The organism is Cellulosimicrobium sp. 22598 (assembly GCF_052044445.1).
Taxonomy (GTDB): domain Bacteria; phylum Actinomycetota; class Actinomycetes; order Actinomycetales; family Cellulomonadaceae; genus Cellulosimicrobium; species Cellulosimicrobium cellulans_G.
In genome coordinates, this window is the sequence record NZ_JBQEMZ010000003.1 from 15,077 (window position 1) to 31,634 (window position 16,558).

Annotated in this window: 14 protein-coding genes; all 14 read left to right on the top strand. The window is 76.3% G+C overall.

Going from position 1 to position 16,558, the window contains the following annotated elements; genetic code table 11:
• The first annotated feature begins 2 nt into the window (after positions 1–2).
• Positions 3–1,145, top strand: a complete 1,143-nt coding sequence (gene tilS, locus ACTJIY_RS04390; RefSeq protein ID WP_440673709.1) for a tRNA lysidine(34) synthetase TilS — start codon at positions 3–5, stop codon at positions 1,143–1,145.
• Positions 1,146–1,150: 5 nt separating this feature from the next.
• Positions 1,151–1,705 carry a hypoxanthine phosphoribosyltransferase gene (gene hpt, locus ACTJIY_RS04395; RefSeq protein ID WP_047233909.1) on the top strand — a complete coding sequence of 185 codons (555 nt, stop codon included), beginning with the start codon at positions 1,151–1,153 and terminating at the stop codon, positions 1,703–1,705.
• A 201-nt stretch (positions 1,706–1,906) separates the two neighbouring features.
• Complete coding sequence (gene ftsH / locus ACTJIY_RS04400; protein ID WP_253052562.1) at positions 1,907–4,009, top strand: ATP-dependent zinc metalloprotease FtsH; 2,103 nt, start codon at positions 1,907–1,909, stop codon at positions 4,007–4,009.
• Positions 4,009–4,668 carry a GTP cyclohydrolase I FolE gene (gene folE / locus ACTJIY_RS04405; RefSeq protein ID WP_253052564.1) on the top strand — a complete coding sequence of 220 codons (660 nt, stop codon included), beginning with the start codon at positions 4,009–4,011 and terminating at the stop codon, positions 4,666–4,668. Before ftsH ends, folE begins: the two co-directional genes overlap by 1 nt.
• A 64-nt stretch (positions 4,669–4,732) precedes the next feature.
• Positions 4,733–5,617: a dihydropteroate synthase gene (gene folP / locus ACTJIY_RS04410; protein WP_440673801.1), complete on the top strand. Its 885-nt coding sequence runs from the start codon at positions 4,733–4,735 to the stop codon at positions 5,615–5,617.
• A 128-nt stretch (positions 5,618–5,745) separates the two neighbouring features.
• Positions 5,746–8,448 carry a 2-amino-4-hydroxy-6-hydroxymethyldihydropteridine diphosphokinase gene (gene folK / locus ACTJIY_RS04415; RefSeq protein ID WP_440673710.1) on the top strand — a complete coding sequence of 901 codons (2,703 nt, stop codon included), beginning with the start codon at positions 5,746–5,748 and terminating at the stop codon, positions 8,446–8,448.
• Positions 8,448–8,957 carry a DUF3180 domain-containing protein gene (locus ACTJIY_RS04420; protein ID WP_253052568.1) on the top strand — a complete coding sequence of 170 codons (510 nt, stop codon included), beginning with the start codon at positions 8,448–8,450 and terminating at the stop codon, positions 8,955–8,957. The genes folK and ACTJIY_RS04420 overlap by 1 nt, the downstream gene beginning before the upstream one ends.
• 72 nt (positions 8,958–9,029) lie before the next feature.
• Complete coding sequence (locus ACTJIY_RS04425; RefSeq protein ID WP_253052570.1) at positions 9,030–9,548, top strand: PH domain-containing protein; 519 nt, start codon at positions 9,030–9,032, stop codon at positions 9,546–9,548.
• A complete protein-coding gene (locus ACTJIY_RS04430; RefSeq protein ID WP_440673711.1) occupies positions 9,545–11,161 on the top strand; it encodes a PH domain-containing protein in 1,617 nt (538 codons plus the stop codon). Before ACTJIY_RS04425 ends, ACTJIY_RS04430 begins: the two co-directional genes overlap by 4 nt.
• Entirely contained in the window at positions 11,158–12,165 is a 1,008-nt protein-coding gene (locus ACTJIY_RS04435; RefSeq protein ID WP_440673712.1) for a Rossmann-like and DUF2520 domain-containing protein, read from the top strand. Before ACTJIY_RS04430 ends, ACTJIY_RS04435 begins: the two co-directional genes overlap by 4 nt.
• Entirely contained in the window at positions 12,162–13,187 is a 1,026-nt protein-coding gene (gene panC, locus ACTJIY_RS04440; RefSeq protein WP_440673713.1) for a pantoate--beta-alanine ligase, read from the top strand. Before ACTJIY_RS04435 ends, panC begins: the two co-directional genes overlap by 4 nt.
• Before the next feature lie 53 nt (positions 13,188–13,240).
• On the top strand, positions 13,241–13,708 hold the full coding sequence (gene panD / locus ACTJIY_RS04445) for an aspartate 1-decarboxylase (RefSeq protein WP_253053637.1): 468 nt from the start codon (positions 13,241–13,243) through the stop codon (positions 13,706–13,708).
• A complete protein-coding gene (locus ACTJIY_RS04450) occupies positions 13,705–15,405 on the top strand; it encodes an L-aspartate oxidase (protein WP_440673714.1) in 1,701 nt (566 codons plus the stop codon). The genes panD and ACTJIY_RS04450 overlap by 4 nt, the downstream gene beginning before the upstream one ends.
• A 140-nt stretch (positions 15,406–15,545) precedes the next feature.
• Positions 15,546–16,502 carry a carboxylating nicotinate-nucleotide diphosphorylase gene (gene nadC, locus ACTJIY_RS04455; RefSeq protein ID WP_440673802.1) on the top strand — a complete coding sequence of 319 codons (957 nt, stop codon included), beginning with the start codon at positions 15,546–15,548 and terminating at the stop codon, positions 16,500–16,502.
• Positions 16,503–16,558 lie beyond the last annotated feature (56 nt).

Here is a 16,558-nt window from a genome sequence, read left to right on the forward strand (position 1 = left end):
CGGTGGGCGGGCCGGCACCCGTCGTCGCCACCGCCCGGCGGGCCGTGCGCGGCGCGCTCGGGGACCTGGACCGCGGGGACCTCGTGCTCGTCGCGTGCTCGGGAGGCGCCGACTCGACGGCGCTCGCGGCCGCCACGGCGTTCGTCGCGCCCCGGCTCGGGCTGCGCGCGGGCGCCGTCGTCGTGGACCACGGGCTCCAGGCCGGCAGCGCGGGCGTCGCGGCGGACGCCGCGGAGCGCTGCCGGGGCCTCGGGCTCGACCCGGTCGAGGTGCGCCGCGTCGTCGTCCCGGAGTCGGGCGACGGCCCGGAGGCCGCCGCGCGCGCGGCCCGTTACGCGGCGCTCGACGCCGCGGCGAGCGAGCACGGCGCCGCCGCGGTGCTCCTGGGCCACACGTGCGACGACCAGGCGGAGACGGTGCTGCTCGGGCTCGCCCGCGGGGCCGGTGCTCGCTCGCTCGCCGGGATGGCGCCCCGACGCGGCGTCCACCGGCGCCCGTTCCTCGCGCTGCGGCGCGGGGACACCGAGGCCGTGTGCCGCACGCTCGGGCTCGCGTGGTGGGACGACCCCACGAACGGCCTGCCGGGCGACGACGCGACGCTGCCGGGCGCGACGCCGCCGCCCCTGCGCTCCCAGGTGCGCGCGCGCGTCGTGCCCGCGCTCGTCGACGTGCTCGGGCCCGGTGCCGTGCCGGCGCTCGCGCGCACCGCGGACCTGCTGCGCGACGACGCCGACCTGCTCGACGCGCTCGCCGCGGACCTCCTCGTGACCGCCCTCGTGGCGACCCCGGACGACGGCGAGGGCGGCCCGGTCGGCGAGCCCGCGGCGTCGGGCGCCGAGAACGTGGTGCTGGACGCCGGGGTGCTCGCCACCGCGCACCCGGCCCTCCGGCGTCGCGCGCTGCGGACGGCGGCGCTGCGCGCGGGCTGCCCCGCGGGCGACCTCTTCGCCGTGCACGTCGACGCGCTCGACGCGCTCGTCACGGTGTGGCGGGGTCAGGGCCCCGTGCACCTGCCGGGCGACCTGAGGGCCGCGCGCGCGTGTGGCAGGCTTTCCCTGGGCCCGGACGCGACGCCCCGGCGCAGCATCCCCCCGCGAACCCCCACGATCCTCAGCACCCCCACCACCCCCACACCTCAGGAGTGACCCCCGTGGAAGCATCGGACGTCGCAGGCGACCTCGAGAACATCCTGCTCACCGAGGAGCAGCTCGGAGCGCGGCTCGACGAGATCGCGGCGCAGATCGACCGCGACTACGCGGGCAAGGACCTCCTGCTCGTCGGCGTCCTCAAGGGCGCCGTCATGGTCATGGCGGACCTCGCGCGGCGCCTGCACAGCCACGTCGAGATGGACTGGATGGCGGTCTCGTCGTACGGGTCGGGGACCAAGTCCTCGGGCGTCGTGCGCATCCTCAAGGACCTCGACGCGGACCTCACGGGCCGCAACGTGCTCATCGTCGAGGACATCATCGACTCGGGCCTCACGCTCTCGTGGCTCCTGTCGAACCTGCGCTCGCGCGGGCCGGCGTCGGTCGAGATCGCGGCCATGCTGCGCAAGCCCGACGCCGCGAAGACCGACGTCGACGTCCGGTACGTCGGGTTCGACATCCCGAACGAGTTCGTCGTCGGCTACGGCCTCGACTACGCGGAGAAGTACCGCAACCTGCCGTTCGTCGGGACGCTCGCGCCGCACGTGTACTCGAGCTGAACGAGAGGCGGCCGCACCCCCGGCCACGGGGGCGCGACGACCGCCCGCGTCCGGGCGGCGTGCCGCCCGCGCCCAGGCGACGTGGGCCACGCCCTGGGCGAACAGAGGCGTGATCCCCAGCAGGCGTCAAGGTCCAGAGTGTAGTTTCGAGCCCGAACACTTGCGCGAGCGGAGGGATCCGGGGCGCACGCCCCGTCGCCGATGAACATCAAGAAGATTCTCAGTGGGCCGATCGTCTGGATCGTCCTGGGCCTCGTGATCCTGTGGATCGCGTTCGCGACGCTGTCGCGCCCGACCGTCCAGCGCATCGACACGTCCCAGGGCCTCGAGCTGCTCTCGGGCGACACGGTCGAGCAGGCCCTCATCGTGGACGGCGACCAGCGCGTCCGGCTCACGCTGTCCAAGGACTACGTCGTCGACGAGGGCACGGACACCGAGGAGAACAAGGGCAAGAACGTCGAGTTCTACTACGTCCAGCCGCAGGGCGAGGCCGTGGTCGACGCGGTCGTCGCGGCGGAGCCGAAGGACGGGTACAACTCCGAGGTCGCGCAGCCGTCGTTCTGGTCCTCGCTGCTCGGCCTGCTCATCCCGTTCCTCATCATCGGCGTGCTCTTCTGGTTCCTGCTCTCGCGCATGCAGGGCGGCGGCTCGCGCGTCATGGGCTTCGGCAAGTCGCGCGCCAAGCTCGTCTCCAAGGACACCCCACAGGTGACGTTCGCGGACGTCGCAGGCGCCGACGAGGCCGTCGAGGAGCTCCACGAGATCAAGGAGTTCCTCGCGGAGCCCGACAAGTTCCAGGCGGTCGGGGCCAAGATCCCCAAGGGCGTGCTGCTCTACGGCCCACCCGGGACGGGCAAGACGCTGCTCGCGCGCGCCGTCGCCGGCGAGGCCGGCGTGCCGTTCTACTCGATCTCCGGCTCGGACTTCGTGGAGATGTTCGTGGGCGTCGGTGCGAGCCGCGTCCGCGACCTGTTCACCCAGGCCAAGGAGAACTCGCCCGCGATCATCTTCGTCGACGAGATCGACGCCGTCGGCCGCCACCGCGGCGCCGGCATGGGCGGCGGTCACGACGAGCGCGAGCAGACGCTCAACCAGCTCCTCGTCGAGATGGACGGCTTCGACGTCAAGACGAACGTCATCCTCATCGCGGCGACCAACCGCCCCGACATCCTCGACCCGGCGCTCCTGCGCCCGGGCCGGTTCGACCGCCAGGTCGCCGTCGAGGCGCCCGACCTCAAGGGCCGCGAGGCGATCCTCCGCGTCCACGCGCAGGGCAAGCCGATCGTCCCCGAGATCGACCTCGCCGCCGTCGCGCGCCGCACGCCGGGCTTCACCGGCGCCGACCTCGCGAACGTGCTCAACGAGGCCGCGCTCCTCACCGCGCGCAGCGGCGCCCAGCTCATCGACGACCGCGCGCTCGACGAGGCGATCGACCGCGTCGTGGCCGGACCGCAGAAGCGCACGCGCGTCATGAACGTCAAGGAGCAGAAGATCACGGCGTACCACGAGGGCGGCCACGCCCTCGTCGCCGCGGCGATGCGCTACACGGACCCCGTCACCAAGGTGACGATCCTGCCGCGCGGCCGTGCGCTCGGGTACACCATGGTCATGCCGACCGAGGACAAGTACTCCACGACGCGCAACGAGCTGCTCGACCAGCTCGCGTACGCCATGGGCGGTCGCGTCGCCGAGGAGCTCGTCTTCCACGACCCGACGACGGGCGCCTCGAACGACATCGAGAAGGCCACGGCGATCGCGCGCAAGATGGTCACCGAGTACGGCATGAGCGAGCGCGTCGGCGCGATCAAGCTCGGCACGGGCTCGGGAGAGCCGTTCCTCGGCCGTGACATGGGCCACCAGCGCGACTACTCCGAGTCGGTCGCGGGCACGGTCGACCACGAGGTGCGCAAGCTCGTCGAGGCCGCGCACGACGAGGCGTGGGAGGTGCTCACGCAGTACCGCGACGTGCTCGACGCGCTCGTGCTCGAGCTCCTCGAGAAGGAGACGCTCAACCAGGCCGAGCTCGCGCGGGTGTTCTCGCCGGTCGAGAAGCGCGCGCCGCGCGACGTGTGGCTCTCGAGCGAGCAGCGCGCCGTCTCGCAGCGTGGGCCGGTCCTCACGGACGCCGAGAAGGCGGCGCAGAACGGCGCCCCGGTGATCCCGCAGGACGAGGCCGCGGCCGCGAACGACGAGCTGCCGCCCGAGCGCATCGGCGAGGTCCCGGCGGACAGCCCCCTCGACCGGGCGCTCGGCCGCGACGGCACCACCGACGTCACCGACGTGCGCGAGCCGGGGCAGGACTGATGGGCACCCCCACGGGCGCTCCCGCGGGCACCACCACGGGCGCGATCAACCGGGCCCGCTCGGCCGAGGACCTGCGTGCCCCCGCCGACGTGCCGCCGTACGACCAGGAGCGGGCCGAGGCCGCCGTGCGCGAGCTGCTGCTCGCGGTGGGGGAGGACCCGGACCGCGAGGGCCTGCGGGACACCCCCGCCCGGGTGGCGCGCGCGTACCGCGAGATCTTCGCGGGCCTGCGCCAGGAGGCGGCGGACGTCCTCACGACGACCTTCGACCTCGGCCACGAGGAGATGGTGCTCGTCAAGGACATCGAGGTGTACTCGACGTGCGAGCACCACCTCGTGCCGTTCCACGGCGTCGCGCACATCGGTTACATCCCCAACGTCGACGGGCGCATCACCGGCCTGTCGAAGCTCGCGCGTCTCGTCGAGGTCTTCGCGCGCCGCCCGCAGGTCCAGGAGCGCCTCACGTCGCAGATCGCGGACGCGCTCGTGGAGCACCTGCAGCCGCGCGGCGCGATCGTCGTCGTCGAGTGCGAGCACCTGTGCATGTCGATGCGCGGCGTGCGCAAGCCGGGGTCGCGCACGGTGACGTCCGCGGTGCGCGGCCAGATGCGCGACGGCGCGACGCGGGCCGAGGCGATGAGCCTCATCCTGGGGCGCTAGTCCCGTGGACCGCTTCGTGGTCGCCGGGCTCGAGGAGCTGGCCGACGTGGGCCGCACGCTCGTCATGGGCGTCGTCAACGTCACGCCGGACTCGTTCTCCGACGGCGGGGAGTGGTACGAGCCCGACGCCGCGGTCGCGCACGGGCGCGAGCTGCTGGGCGAGGGCGCCGACGTCCTCGACGTGGGCGGCGAGTCGACCCGGCCCGGCGCCGGCCGCGTCCCCGTCGAGGCGGAGCTCGCGCGCGTGCTGCCCGTGATCTCCGCGCTCGCGGCGGAGGGCGCGGTCGTCAGCGTGGACACGACGCGCGCCGTGGTCGCCGAGCGCGCGGTCGCGGCGGGCGCGCGGATCATCAACGACGTCTCGGGCGGGCTCGCGGACCCGGCGATGGCCGACGTCGTCGCGCGCACGGGCGTCGCCTACGTCTGCATGCACTGGCGCGGGCACGCGGACGTCATGGACGACCTCGAGGACTACGACGACGTCGTCACGGACGTGCGCGACGAGCTCGTCGCGCGCGTGGACGGGCTCCTCGCGGCGGGCGTGCGGCGCGACCAGGTCGTCCTCGACCCGGGCCTGGGGTTCTCGAAGGCCGGGTCGTCCAACTGGCCCCTGCTGGCCCGCCTCGGCGAGCTCGAGGAGCTCGGCCTGCCGGTGCTGGTCGGCGCGTCCCGCAAGCGGTTCCTGGGCCACCTCCTCGCACGGTCCGACGGGCAGCCCGTGCCGCCCCTGCTGCGCGACGACGCGACCGCCGCGATCACGACGCTCGCCGCCGCCGCGGGCGCGTGGTGCGTGCGGGTCCACGCCGTCCGGGCCTCGGCCGACGCCGTGCGCGTCGCGGCGGCATGGTCCCGCGCAGGCGGGGCGGGGTGGGGCCCCCAGGACGGGAGCACGGGCGCGACCGACCGACCGAGGACCGGGAGCGACTCGACGGCGCGGCCCACGACCTAGCAGGATGGGCGACGGGCCCCGCGGCGCGGCCGGCCCGGCGCAGCACGACACACGCAACGAGACACGGTGCCGACAGGTCCGTCCGCCCGACCGGCGGGCGGCGACGGAGCACCGGACGGGAGCACGACGTGACCACAGCGTTCGCAGGAGCGGTCCTCGACGCGGACGGACGGCCGTTCGACCGGATCCGGCTCACGGGCCTGAGCGCCACGGGGCACCACGGTGTCTTCGAGCACGAGAAGGCCGAGGGCCAGCTCTTCCGCGCCGACGTCGTGCTCCACCTCGACACGCGCGCCGCGGCGAGCGGGGACGACCTCGCCCAGACCGTGAGCTACGCGGGCGTCGCCGAGGACGTCGTGGCCGTGCTCGCGGGCTCGCCCGCCGACCTCGTGGAGACGGTGGCCGAGCGCATCGCCGCGACGATCCTCACCCACGACGAGGTCGTGGCGGTCGACGTCGCCGTGCACAAGCCCCAGGCGCCGATCACGGTCCCGTTCGAGGACGTCGAGGTCGTCATCCGCCGCGACCGCGTCGTCGTGCCGGTCGTCGGGCCGCTCGCCCGCCGGTCCGAGCAGCACGGCCTGCGCGACGCGCAGCCCGTCGCGCCGATCCCCGTGGGCTCGGTCGCCCCGGCGCTCATCCACGGCGTCGGGGACACCCCGGTCTCCGACGACCGCGCCGAGCTGGCCCCCGCGCCCGACGTCATGCCCCCGAGCATCCCCCCGGGCACGACGCCGGTCCCCGACGTCCCGTCTCCCACGGCCGAGGACCTGCCCGAGCCGCCGTACGGGACCGCGCACGAGGCGGCGCACGAGCCGGGAGCGGGCGGACCGCTCCTCGACGACGCGTCCGACGCGACGCGGGAGGCGCCGGTCGTGGACGCGCCGACGGCGCCGACCGGCGACGACTCGACGGCCGCGGCGCCCGCCGCGGCCGCACCGGAGGAGCCGACCTACGCCGCCCGGCCCGCCGAGGAGCAGAGCCCGGCGTCGTACGACGCGCTGCTTGAGGCCGTCGCACCGCCGGCCGCGGTCGCGCCCGCCCCGGAGCCGATGCCGGGCGCGTCCGCCGCACCGGAGCCGACCCCGGCCGCTGCCGAGCCCGTCGCCCCGGCGAACCCGGCCGCCGACGCGGTCGCCGTGCCCCTGCCGGAGCGGGGCACGGAACCCGCGCCCGAGGCTGCTCCCGCTCCGTTCGACGAGCCCGCGCAGCACGCCGGTCAGCCCGAGCCGGCCGCGCCGACGTCCGCGCCGCTCGCCGCGGCCGCCGCGCCGCTCGCGGCGTCGCCCGACGCGGGCGCTCCGGTCGCGGAGCCCGAGGAACCGGCTGCGCCGGGTCCGGCGGACGAGGCGCCGCCCGCCGAGCACGACCGCATGGACGACGTCCCCGCCGGGTTCGTCGAGGTGGTGCTCGCCCTCGGAGCGAACCTCGGCGACGCGCAGCAGACCCTGCGCGACGCGATCACCGACCTCGACCGGATCTCCGGGCTCGAGATCACGGAGGTCTCGCCGCTCGCGCGGACGGCCGCGGTGGGCGGCCCCGACCAGCCCGACTTCCTCAACATCGTCCTGCTTGCGCGCACGCGACTCTCGGCCCGTGACCTGCTGCACGCGTGCCAGGCCGTCGAGCACGCCCACGGCCGGGTGCGCGACGAGCGCTGGGGGCCGCGCACCCTCGACGTCGACCTCGTCGTGTACGGCACGCTGACGGCCGTCGCCGACGACCTGGAGCTGCCGCACCCGCGCGCCCACGAGCGGGCGTTCGTGCTCGAGCCCTGGTCGCAGATCGACCCCGACGCCGTGCTGCCCGGTCTCGGCGGGGGACCGGTCGCCGCGCTCGCGGCGACCGCACCCGACCGGGGCGGGATCCGGTGGCTCGCGCTCGACTGGCTGACCGACGCCGCGCCCGAGCCCACCGGGGCGGTCCCGGTCGCCACCGGGGGCTCCGACGCCCCCGCCCCGTCGGCCCCCGCGCCGGCAGAGCACGGGGTCGTCGACGACCCGTACCGACAGCCGTCGGACGACGCCGCGACCGGACCCCAGCACGCGCCCTCGACCTCGGGGCCGACGCCCGTCGGCGCGCAGGCGGCACCGGCGGACGGCCCCGCGCCGGCCGGGCTCCCGCACCCGCCCGTCCCGCCGCAGACCCCGCAGCAGCCGCAGGCGCCGCACCCGGCGGTGCCCGAGCGTCCTGCGGCCCCGCAGCAGCCGCTGCCCCAGCGGCCCCCGACCCCGCAGCAGCAGCTCCCCGCTCAGCCGCTGCCGCCGCAGGAGCCCCTCGCCCCGGGCGCGGCGCTCCCCGTCGCCCCGCCGCAGGCCGCGGTCCCGCCGCATGCGGCCGCCCCGTCGGAGGCGCCCGTGGTCCGGCCCGTCTTCGCCCCGGTCTCCGAGGGCGTGGTGCCCCCCGCGGAGGGGCCGTCCACGACGGTCGTCCCGGACGGGTCGTTCGGGACGCAGCAGGACGGGGCGGGCGTCGCGCCGTTCCCCGGGCCGTCGCACCGTCCGGCGACGCTGCCCGACCCGGAGCCCCCGGCGCAGGACGTGGTCCGGCCCGCGGAGCACGGCGCCTCGGCGTTCACCTCCTTCGCGCCGGTCCACCCGGCGGCGCCGCCGGTCGCGGCACCGCACGCGCCGGCCCCCGCGGGCCCGGCGGACGCCGTCGACGACGGCATGATCCGGTCGGTGCCGTTCGCCCCGGTCCAGCCGCCCGTCCACTCGCCGAACCAGGCGTCGGCCCCCGGGCCGCTCGCCGACGCGTCGCTGCCCCCGGCGACCGACCCGTGGCCGCCGTTCGGTCCGGTCTCGGGCGCCGCGCACGACGCCCAGCGCTGATGCGGCGCACCTCGGTCCGCACCCTCCTGCTCGTGGCGGTCGCCACGGCGGTCGTGGGCTGGTTCGTCGTACGGCTCCTCCAGGGCCGCGGCACGCACCTGCCGGCGGTGCCGTGGATCGTGGACGTCGCGGTCGTCGCGCTCGCAGGAGCGGTGTTCTGGGCCGGGTGGACCGTCCGCGCCTACCAGCGGGGCAAGCGGCCCTCGCTCGACGCGATCCGCGCGGCCCGCACGTTCGTGCTGGCCAAGGCCGCCGCGCTCACGGGCGCGCTGCTCGCGGGCTGGTACGGCGCGCAGGTGCTCGTGACCCTGCCCGACCTCTCGATCGAGGCGCAGCGCGACCGCGCGGTGGCGGCGGGCGTCGCGGTCGCGTGCGCGGTGCTGCTCGCCGTGGTCGGGCTCGTGGCGGAGCGGTTCTGCCAGCTCCCGCCCGACGACCGCGGCGAGGGCCGCGAGGGCTCGACGACGCGCGAGGACCCGGAGACGCCGGGCGCGAGCACGCCCGCCTGACGCCGCGGCGCGTGGGCGTGACGCACGACACGTGACCCGGGGCGCACCGGGACGGGATGGGAGAATCGACGCATGACCGACCCTGCACGGGACACCGATCCCCGCGGCACCGGCCCCTTCGACCCGCCCGGCGTCGAGTGGACGCGCGTGTCGCCCCGGCTGATCACCGCGCGCCTGCTGTCGGTCGGCATCACGCTCGCGGTGCCGGCCGTCGCGGCGGTCGTGCTGGCGATCCTCTTCCCGCACTGGTGGCAGTGGCTCGTGCTCGGGGTGCTCGTGCTCCTCGGGCTGTGGGCGCTCGTGCTCGTCCCGCGCCAGGTGCGCGCGATCGGGTACGCCGAGCGCGACGACGACCTGCTGATCCGCCACGGCATCATGTTCCGCCAGCTCGTGGTCGTGCCGTACGGCCGCATGCAGTACGTCGACGTGCAGGCCGGGCCGCTCGCGCGCAAGCTCGGCATCGCGCAGGTGCAGCTCCACACGGCGTCGGCGTCGACCGACGCGACGATCGACGGTCTCGAGCCCGCCGAGGCGGAGCGCCTGCGCGACCGTCTCGCGTCGCGCGGCGAGGCGAGGCTGGCGGGCCTGTGAGCGAAGCACCGGCCACCGACGACCTCGTGTGGCACCGGGTGCACCCGGTCACCCCGCTCGTGCGCGGCTGGACGGTCATCGCGGTGCTGCTCGTCGTCGTCGGGCAGCAGACGCTCAACGGCCTGCCGGAGGGCGAGAACCTCCTCGAGGGGAACCGCTGGTGGATGATCCTTCTCGGCATCCTCGTGGTCGGGCTCGTGGGCCTGGGGTACTCGGCGCTCGCGTGGCGCATGACGAGCTACGCGGTCGACGACGAGTCCGTGCACCTGCGCACGGGCGTGCTGTTCCGGCAGCAGCGCAAGGCGCGGCTGGACCGGCTCCAGGCGGTCGACGTCGTGCAGCCGCTCCTCGCGCGCTTCTTCGGCCTCGCGGAGCTCAAGCTCGAGGTCGCCGGGGGCGCGGACTCGGGCGTGAAGCTCGGCTTCCTCAAGGAGGTGGAGGCCAACCGGCTGCGCAACGACCTGCTCGCGCGCGCCGCCGGACTGCGGGTCGCGCGCGAGCGCCCGGTCGGCGTCCCGACGGCGGACGCCATCGGGACGGAGGGGACCGTCGCTGGCCCGCCCGGCGCGACGCCCGACGCCGGGGCGGACGCACCCGGGCCGGTGGCCGACGGGCTCCTGGTCGCCCCCGAGGCGCCCGAGCAGCCGGTCACCGCGGTCGGGCCGGGGCGGCTCGTCGCCTCGCTCGTGCGGTCGGGCGCGACGGTCGGCCTCGTCCTCGGTGTCCTGGGGATCGCCGGGGTCGTCGTCGGCACGCGCGAGATCGGGATCCTGTTCAGCGCCCTGCCCGCGGTCCTCGGGTTCGGCGGCTTCCTGTTCTCCCGGTTCTCGGGCGAGTTCGGCTTCCGCTCGGCGATCTCGCCCGACGGCATCCGGCTGCGGCACGGCCTCCTGGAGACCCGGTCCCAGACGATCCCGCCCGGGCGCGTCCAGGCCGTGCGGCTGCGGCAGGGCCCGTTCTGGCGCGGGCCGGACTGGTGGCGGGTCGACGTCAACGTGGCGGGCTACGGCGTCAGCTCCGACGGCTCGGACACGACGAGCGTGCTGCTGCCCGTCGGGACGCGCGACGAGGCGCTCGCCGCGCTGTGGCTCGTCCTGCCCGACCTCGGCACGTCCGACCCGCGCGCGCTCCTCGACGAGGGCCTGTCCGGCCTCGACGCGGGCGAGCACTTCACGGTGACCCCGCGGCGCGCGCGCCTGCTCGACCTCGTGTCGTGGCGGCGCAACGGCTTCGCCGTGACCGACCGCGCGCTCGTGCTGCGCGGCGGGCGGGTGTTCCGCAGCCTCGTCGTCGTACCGCACGAGCGCACGCAGTCGCTCGGGCTCGAGCAGGGCCCGCTGCAGCGCCGCTTCGACGTCGCGACGTTCGCGGTGCACTCCACGCCCGGCCCGGTCTCGCCGAAGGTCTGGCATCTCGACGCGGGCGACGCCGCGCGCCTCCTCGACACACAGGCCGAGCGCGCCCGCGAGGCCCGCGCGCACGCCGGCCCGGAGCTGTGGATGCGTCGCGACGACGTCCCGCTGGTACCCGCGTCCGCACCGGCCGCCGAGTCGCCTCCCGCCCCCGGTGTGGGACCCGACGACCGTCCGGCCGCCGACGGGGAGCAGCCGTGAGCGCGGCGGCGTCACGGCCCGGACGCCTCGGCGTGGGCGTCGTGGGGGCGGGCCGGGTCGGGGCGGTGCTCGGGAGCGCGCTGCGCGCTACCGGCCACGCGGTCGTCGGCGCAAGCGGCGTGTCCGACGCGTCGCACGAGCGGATCGAGACCCTCCTGCCCGGCGTGCCGGTGCTGGAGGTCCCGCAGGTCGTGGAGCGCGCGGAGCTCGTGCTCCTCGCCGTGCCCGACGACGCGCTGGGCGACCTGGTCCGCGGCCTCGCCGACGTGGGGGCCTGGCAGCCGGGGCAGATCGTGGTGCACACGTCCGGTCGCTACGGGACCTCGGTGCTCGACCCGGCCCGCGCCGCGGGGGCGATCCCGCTCGCGCTGCACCCCGCCATGACCTTCACGGGCACGTCGCTCGACCTCGCGCGGCTCGAGGGCACGACGTTCGCCGTCACCGCGCCGGGTCCGGTCCTGCCGATCGGGCAGGCCCTCGTCGTCGAGCTCGGCGGGGAACCCGTCGTCGTGGCGGAGGAGTCCCGCGGCCTCTACCACGCGGCCCTCGCGCACGGGGCGAACCACCTCGTCGTCCTCGTCGCCCAGGCGGCGCAGGCGCTGGAGGCCGCGGGCGTCGACCGGCCGGGACGCGCGCTCGCCCCGCTGCTCGCCGCCGCGCTCGACGGCGCGACCCGCGGCGCCGACGCGGGCGCCGAGTCGGGGACCGGGTCGGGCGCCGGCGCTCTCCTCGGCCTCACCGGTCCCGTGGTGCGCGGCGACGTCGGCACCGTCCGCGAGCATCTGGCCGCCCTCGACGCGCTCGCGGCGACGAGCGACGCGGCCGACGTGCCGCCGTCGTACCGGGCGCTGAGCCGCGCCGCGACCCACCGCGCGCTCGCGGGCGGTCGCCTCGACGAGCGGACGGCTCGCGCGCTGCTCGACGCGCTCGGCGCGGACCCCGACGAGCCCGCCGCCCCCTCCGACCCTGAGGGTGCGCGGCACGACGACGAAGGAACGGCATGACCACCACCCCCCACCCGGACGCCTCGGACGCCTCGGCCGCCTCGGCCGACGTCTCGACCGCGACCCCGCGCGTCGTCGCGACCCGTGCCGACCTCCGCGCGACGCTCGACGCCTGGTCCGCCGAGCACCCGGGCGCGCGCCGCGCCGTCGTCATGACGATGGGCGCGCTGCACGCCGGGCACCTCGAGCTCGTGCGGCGGGCGCGGGCCGAGGTCGGGCCGCACGGCCAGGTCGTGGTCACCGACTTCGTCAACCCGCTCCAGTTCGGGCCGGGCGAGGACTTCGAGCGCTACCCGCGCGACGTCGCGGCGGACGTCGCGCTCCTCGCGGCCGCCGGAGCCGACGTCGCGGTGGACGTCGTCTTCGCCCCGACCGTCGAGGAGCTGTACCCGGACCTCGGGTCGACGGGCGGCACCGGCCCGATCGTCCGGGTCACCTCGGGCCGGATCGGCACCGTGCTGGAGGGCGCGTCGCGACCCGGCCACTTCGACGGCGTGCTCACGGTCGTCCTCAAGCTGCTCCACCTCGTGCGCCCGGACGTCGCGGTGTTCGGGGCCAAGGACGCGCAGCAGCTCCTCGCGGTGCGGCGCCTGGTCGCCGACCTCGACCTCGACGTGGAGATCCTCGCGGTGCCCACCGTGCGCGAGGCGGACGGCCTCGCGCGCTCGTCTCGCAACGCCTACCTGTCGCCCGCCGAGCGGGACCGGGCGCTCGCGCTGAGCCGCGCGCTGCAGGCCGGGCAGGGCGCCGCGGCGGCGGGCGCCGACGCCGGGAGCGTCCTCGCCGCGGCGCGGGGAATCCTGGACGCCGCCGACGGCGTTGACCTGGATTACGTGGTGCTCGTCGATCCCGCTACCGTGGAGGACCTGGCGCCCGGCGCCGTCGGCCCCGGGCTCCTCCTGGTCGCGGCACGCGTGGGCACCACCCGTCTCATCGACAACGCGGCCGTCGAGATCGCGCCGCCCGCGACCCGGGCCGCCGACCCCGCCGGCCGTGCCCCCGCACCTGGAGGTACCGCGTGACCGCGCCGACCCCGCCGAGCCCGCACCGTCGTCCGGCGTCCCTGCAGCGCCCCATGATGATCGGCAAGATCCACCGCGCGACGGTGACGCAGGCCGACCTGCACTACGTCGGCTCGATCACCGTGGACGCCGACCTGCTCGACGCCGCGGACCTCTACCCGGGCCAGCAGGTCGACGTCGTGGACGTCACCAACGGAGCCCGCCTGACGACGTACGTCATCCCGGGCGAGCGCGGCGCCGGGCAGGTGTGCATCAACGGCGCCGCCGCGCACCTCGTGAAGCCGGGCGACGTGGTCATCCTCATCGCCTACGGCATGCTCGACGACGCCGACGCGCGCACCTACCTGCCGAACGTGGTCTTCGTGGACGCGCAGAACCGGATCGTCGAGCTCTCGGACGAGCCCGGCCTCGTGCCCGCGGGTCACGGCCTCGAGGCGAGCGGGCTGCCGTTCGGCCCGTTCCGCGCCGGGGGCGGCGCGGGGGCGGCCGGCGGCGACGCGTCCGTGGTGCGCCCCGCGTGAGCGGACGCGGCGGGTCCTCGACGCCTGTGCACGTTCGGACGCTCGCCCGGACCCTCGCCGCCCCGGCGCCGGGCTGGACGACGACGACGGACGTCGTCGTCGTCGGCTCGGGCATCGCGGGCCTCACCGCCGCGCTCGAGCTGCGCACGAGAGTGCCGCGCGTCCTGCTCGTGACGAAGGGCGAGCTGTCGTCGGGCTCCACGGTGTGGGCGCAGGGCGGCATCGCCGCGGCGCTCGACCCCGAGGACTCGCCCGAGGCGCACCTCGCGGACACGCTCGTCGCGGGCGGCGGCGTGTGCGACCCGGCCGCCGTCGAGGTGCTCGTCACCGAGGGTCCGGCGCGCGTGCGCGAGCTCGTCGCGCGCGGCGCGAACTTCGACCGGGCCGAGAACGGCGACATCGCCCTGACGCGCGAGGGCGGTCACCACGCCGACCGCATCGCGCACGCGGGCGGCGACGCGACCGGGGCCGAGATCTCGCGCGCTCTCGTCGCACAGCTCGAGGCGGTCCGCGCCGACCCGGGCATCGAGGTCATCGAGAACGCGCTCGTGCTCGACGTCCTCACCGGTGCGGGACCGGACGGCTCCCCGCGTGCCTGCGGTGTCACGCTCCACGTGCGCGGCGAGGGCACGCGCGACGGCGTCGGGGCGGTGCTCGCGCGCGCGGTCGTGCTCGCGACCGGGGGAGTGGGGCAGGTGTTCCGCTCGTCGACCAACCCGCCGCAGGCCACGGGCGACGGCATCGCCGCGGCGCTGCGTGCGGGCGCGACGCTCGGCGACCTCGAGTTCGTGCAGTTCCACCCCACGGTGCTGTGGCTCGGCCTCGGCGCCAAGGGGCAGCTCCCGCTCATCTCCGAGGCCGTGCGGGGCGAGGGCGCGATCCTCCTCGACACCGACGGCCACCGGTTCATGCCCGCGCAGCACCCCATGGCCGAGCTCGCGCCGCGCGACGTCGTCGCGCACGCGATCGTGCGGCAGATGGCCGCGACGGGCTCGGACCACGTGCTGCTCGACGCGCGCCACCTCGGCGCCGACTTCCTGCGCTCGCGCTTCCCCACGATCACGGAGCGGCTCGCGGAGAACGGCCTCGACTGGACCGAGGAGCCCGTCCCCGCGGCGCCCGCGCAGCACTACCACTCGGGCGGTGTCGTGACGGACCTGCACGGGCGGTCCACCGTCGACGGCCTCTACGCCATCGGCGAGGTCGCGTGCACGGGCGTCCACGGCGCCAACCGGCTCGCCTCCAACTCGCTGCTCGAGGGCCTGGTGTTCGCGCACCGCGCGGCGCGCCAGATCACCGACCGGGTCGCGGCGGGCGAGCTCGAGCAGGTCGAGCCGTCTGGCCGGCCGGGGCCGTCCGCGCTCGTCGCGGCCGCGGCGCGCTCACGCATCCAGTCGATCGCCTCGGCGGGCCCCGGCGTGATCCGCGACGGCGACGGCCTCGCCGTCGCCGCGGCCCGGCTCGCCGCGGTCCGGACCGACGCGCACGAGGCGAGCGACGTCGTCGCACAGCCGCAGGCCGCGGAGTGGGAGACGACGAACGTCCACCAGGTCGCGACCGCCCTCACCGCGGCGGCGGCGCTGCGCACGGAGAGCCGCGGCGGCCACTTCCGCACCGACTTCCCGGACACGGACCCGGCCTGGGAGCGCCGCGTCTTGGTGTCGCTCGACGCCGACGGAACGCTCCGCGTCGGCTGACGGACCCCGCGTCGAGCACGACGTTGCGGTCGTCATCCGCCGGATAACGACCGCAACGTCGTGCTCGACGGAGCGCAGGGTCGTGCTCGGCGCCACGCGGGGCCGACTACCGTGGGGGCGTGAGCAGCCCTGCCGAGCCCGTGCCCGCCCTTCCGTCCGACGGCGGAGCGCCGCCCGTCCCGTCACGCGTCGAGCCGGGGCTCGACCCGGCGTGGATCGCCGAGACCGTCGAGCGGGCGCTCGACGAGGACCTGGGCGTCGCGCCGGGCCGCGACGTCACGACGCAGGCGACCGTGCCGCCGTCGGCCACGGGGACCGCGCACCTCGTGGCGCGCGCGGACGGGGTCGTGGCGGGGCTCGTCGTCGTCGAGGAGGTGACGCGGCAGGTCGCGGAGCGGTTCGGCCTCCCGCCCGTCGAGGTGACGTTCGTCGCGTCCGACGGCGAGGCCGTCGGCCGCGGCCGCGTGCTCGCCGCGCTGACCGGCCCCGTCCAGGTGCTGCTCACCGGCGAGCGCACGCTGCTCAACCTCGCGAGCCGCGCGTCGGGCGTCGCGACGGCGACGCGTGCGTGGGCGCGCGAGCTCGCCGGGACGGGCGCGCAGGTGCTGGACACGCGCAAGACGACGCCCGGCCTGCGCGCGCTGGAGAAGTACGCCGTGCGCGCCGGGGGCGGGACGAACAAGCGCATGGGGCTCTACGACGTCGCGATGGTCAAGGACAACCACGTCGTGGCCGCCGGGTCGGTGAGCGCCGCGATCGACGCGATCCGCCGCACGTTCCCGGACGTGCTCGTCCAGGTCGAGGCCGACACGACGGCACAGGCGCTCGAGGCCGTCGCGGCGGGCGCGGACTTCCTGCTGCTCGACAACATGCCGACCCCGGTCCTCGCCGAGACGGTCGCGGCCGTCCGGGCGCGCGAGGGGACGGACGGCGTCCCGGCGAAGGTCGAGCTCGAGGCGACGGGCAACCTCACGCTGGACCGCGCGCGCGAGGTCGCGGGCACCGGCGTCGACTACCTCTCGGTCGGCGCGCTCACCCACTCGGCCCCGATCCTGGACCTCGCGCTCGACCTCCTCCCCACCCTCCCGCCGAGGTAGAGCCCTGGTCCCGCGAGGTAGAGCCCTGGTCATGACCACGGCTCTACCTCGCGCGA

What these genes read in the sequence shown, in the direction of transcription:
- ACTJIY_RS04425 (WP_253052570.1), top strand. Translation starts at nt 9,030, where the DNA reads ATGACCGACCCTGCACGGGACACCGATCCCCGCGGCACCGGCCCCTTC.
- ftsH (WP_253052562.1), top strand. Translation starts at nt 1,907, where the DNA reads ATGAACATCAAGAAGATTCTCAGTGGGCCGATCGTCTGGATCGTCCTG.
- ACTJIY_RS04420 (WP_253052568.1), top strand. Translation starts at nt 8,448, where the DNA reads ATGCGGCGCACCTCGGTCCGCACCCTCCTGCTCGTGGCGGTCGCCACG.
- panC (WP_440673713.1), top strand. Translation starts at nt 12,162, where the DNA reads ATGACCACCACCCCCCACCCGGACGCCTCGGACGCCTCGGCCGCCTCG.
- folE (WP_253052564.1), top strand. Translation starts at nt 4,009, where the DNA reads ATGGGCACCCCCACGGGCGCTCCCGCGGGCACCACCACGGGCGCGATC.
- panD (WP_253053637.1), top strand. Translation starts at nt 13,241, where the DNA reads ATGATGATCGGCAAGATCCACCGCGCGACGGTGACGCAGGCCGACCTG.
- folP (WP_440673801.1), top strand. Translation starts at nt 4,733, where the DNA reads ATGGGCGTCGTCAACGTCACGCCGGACTCGTTCTCCGACGGCGGGGAG.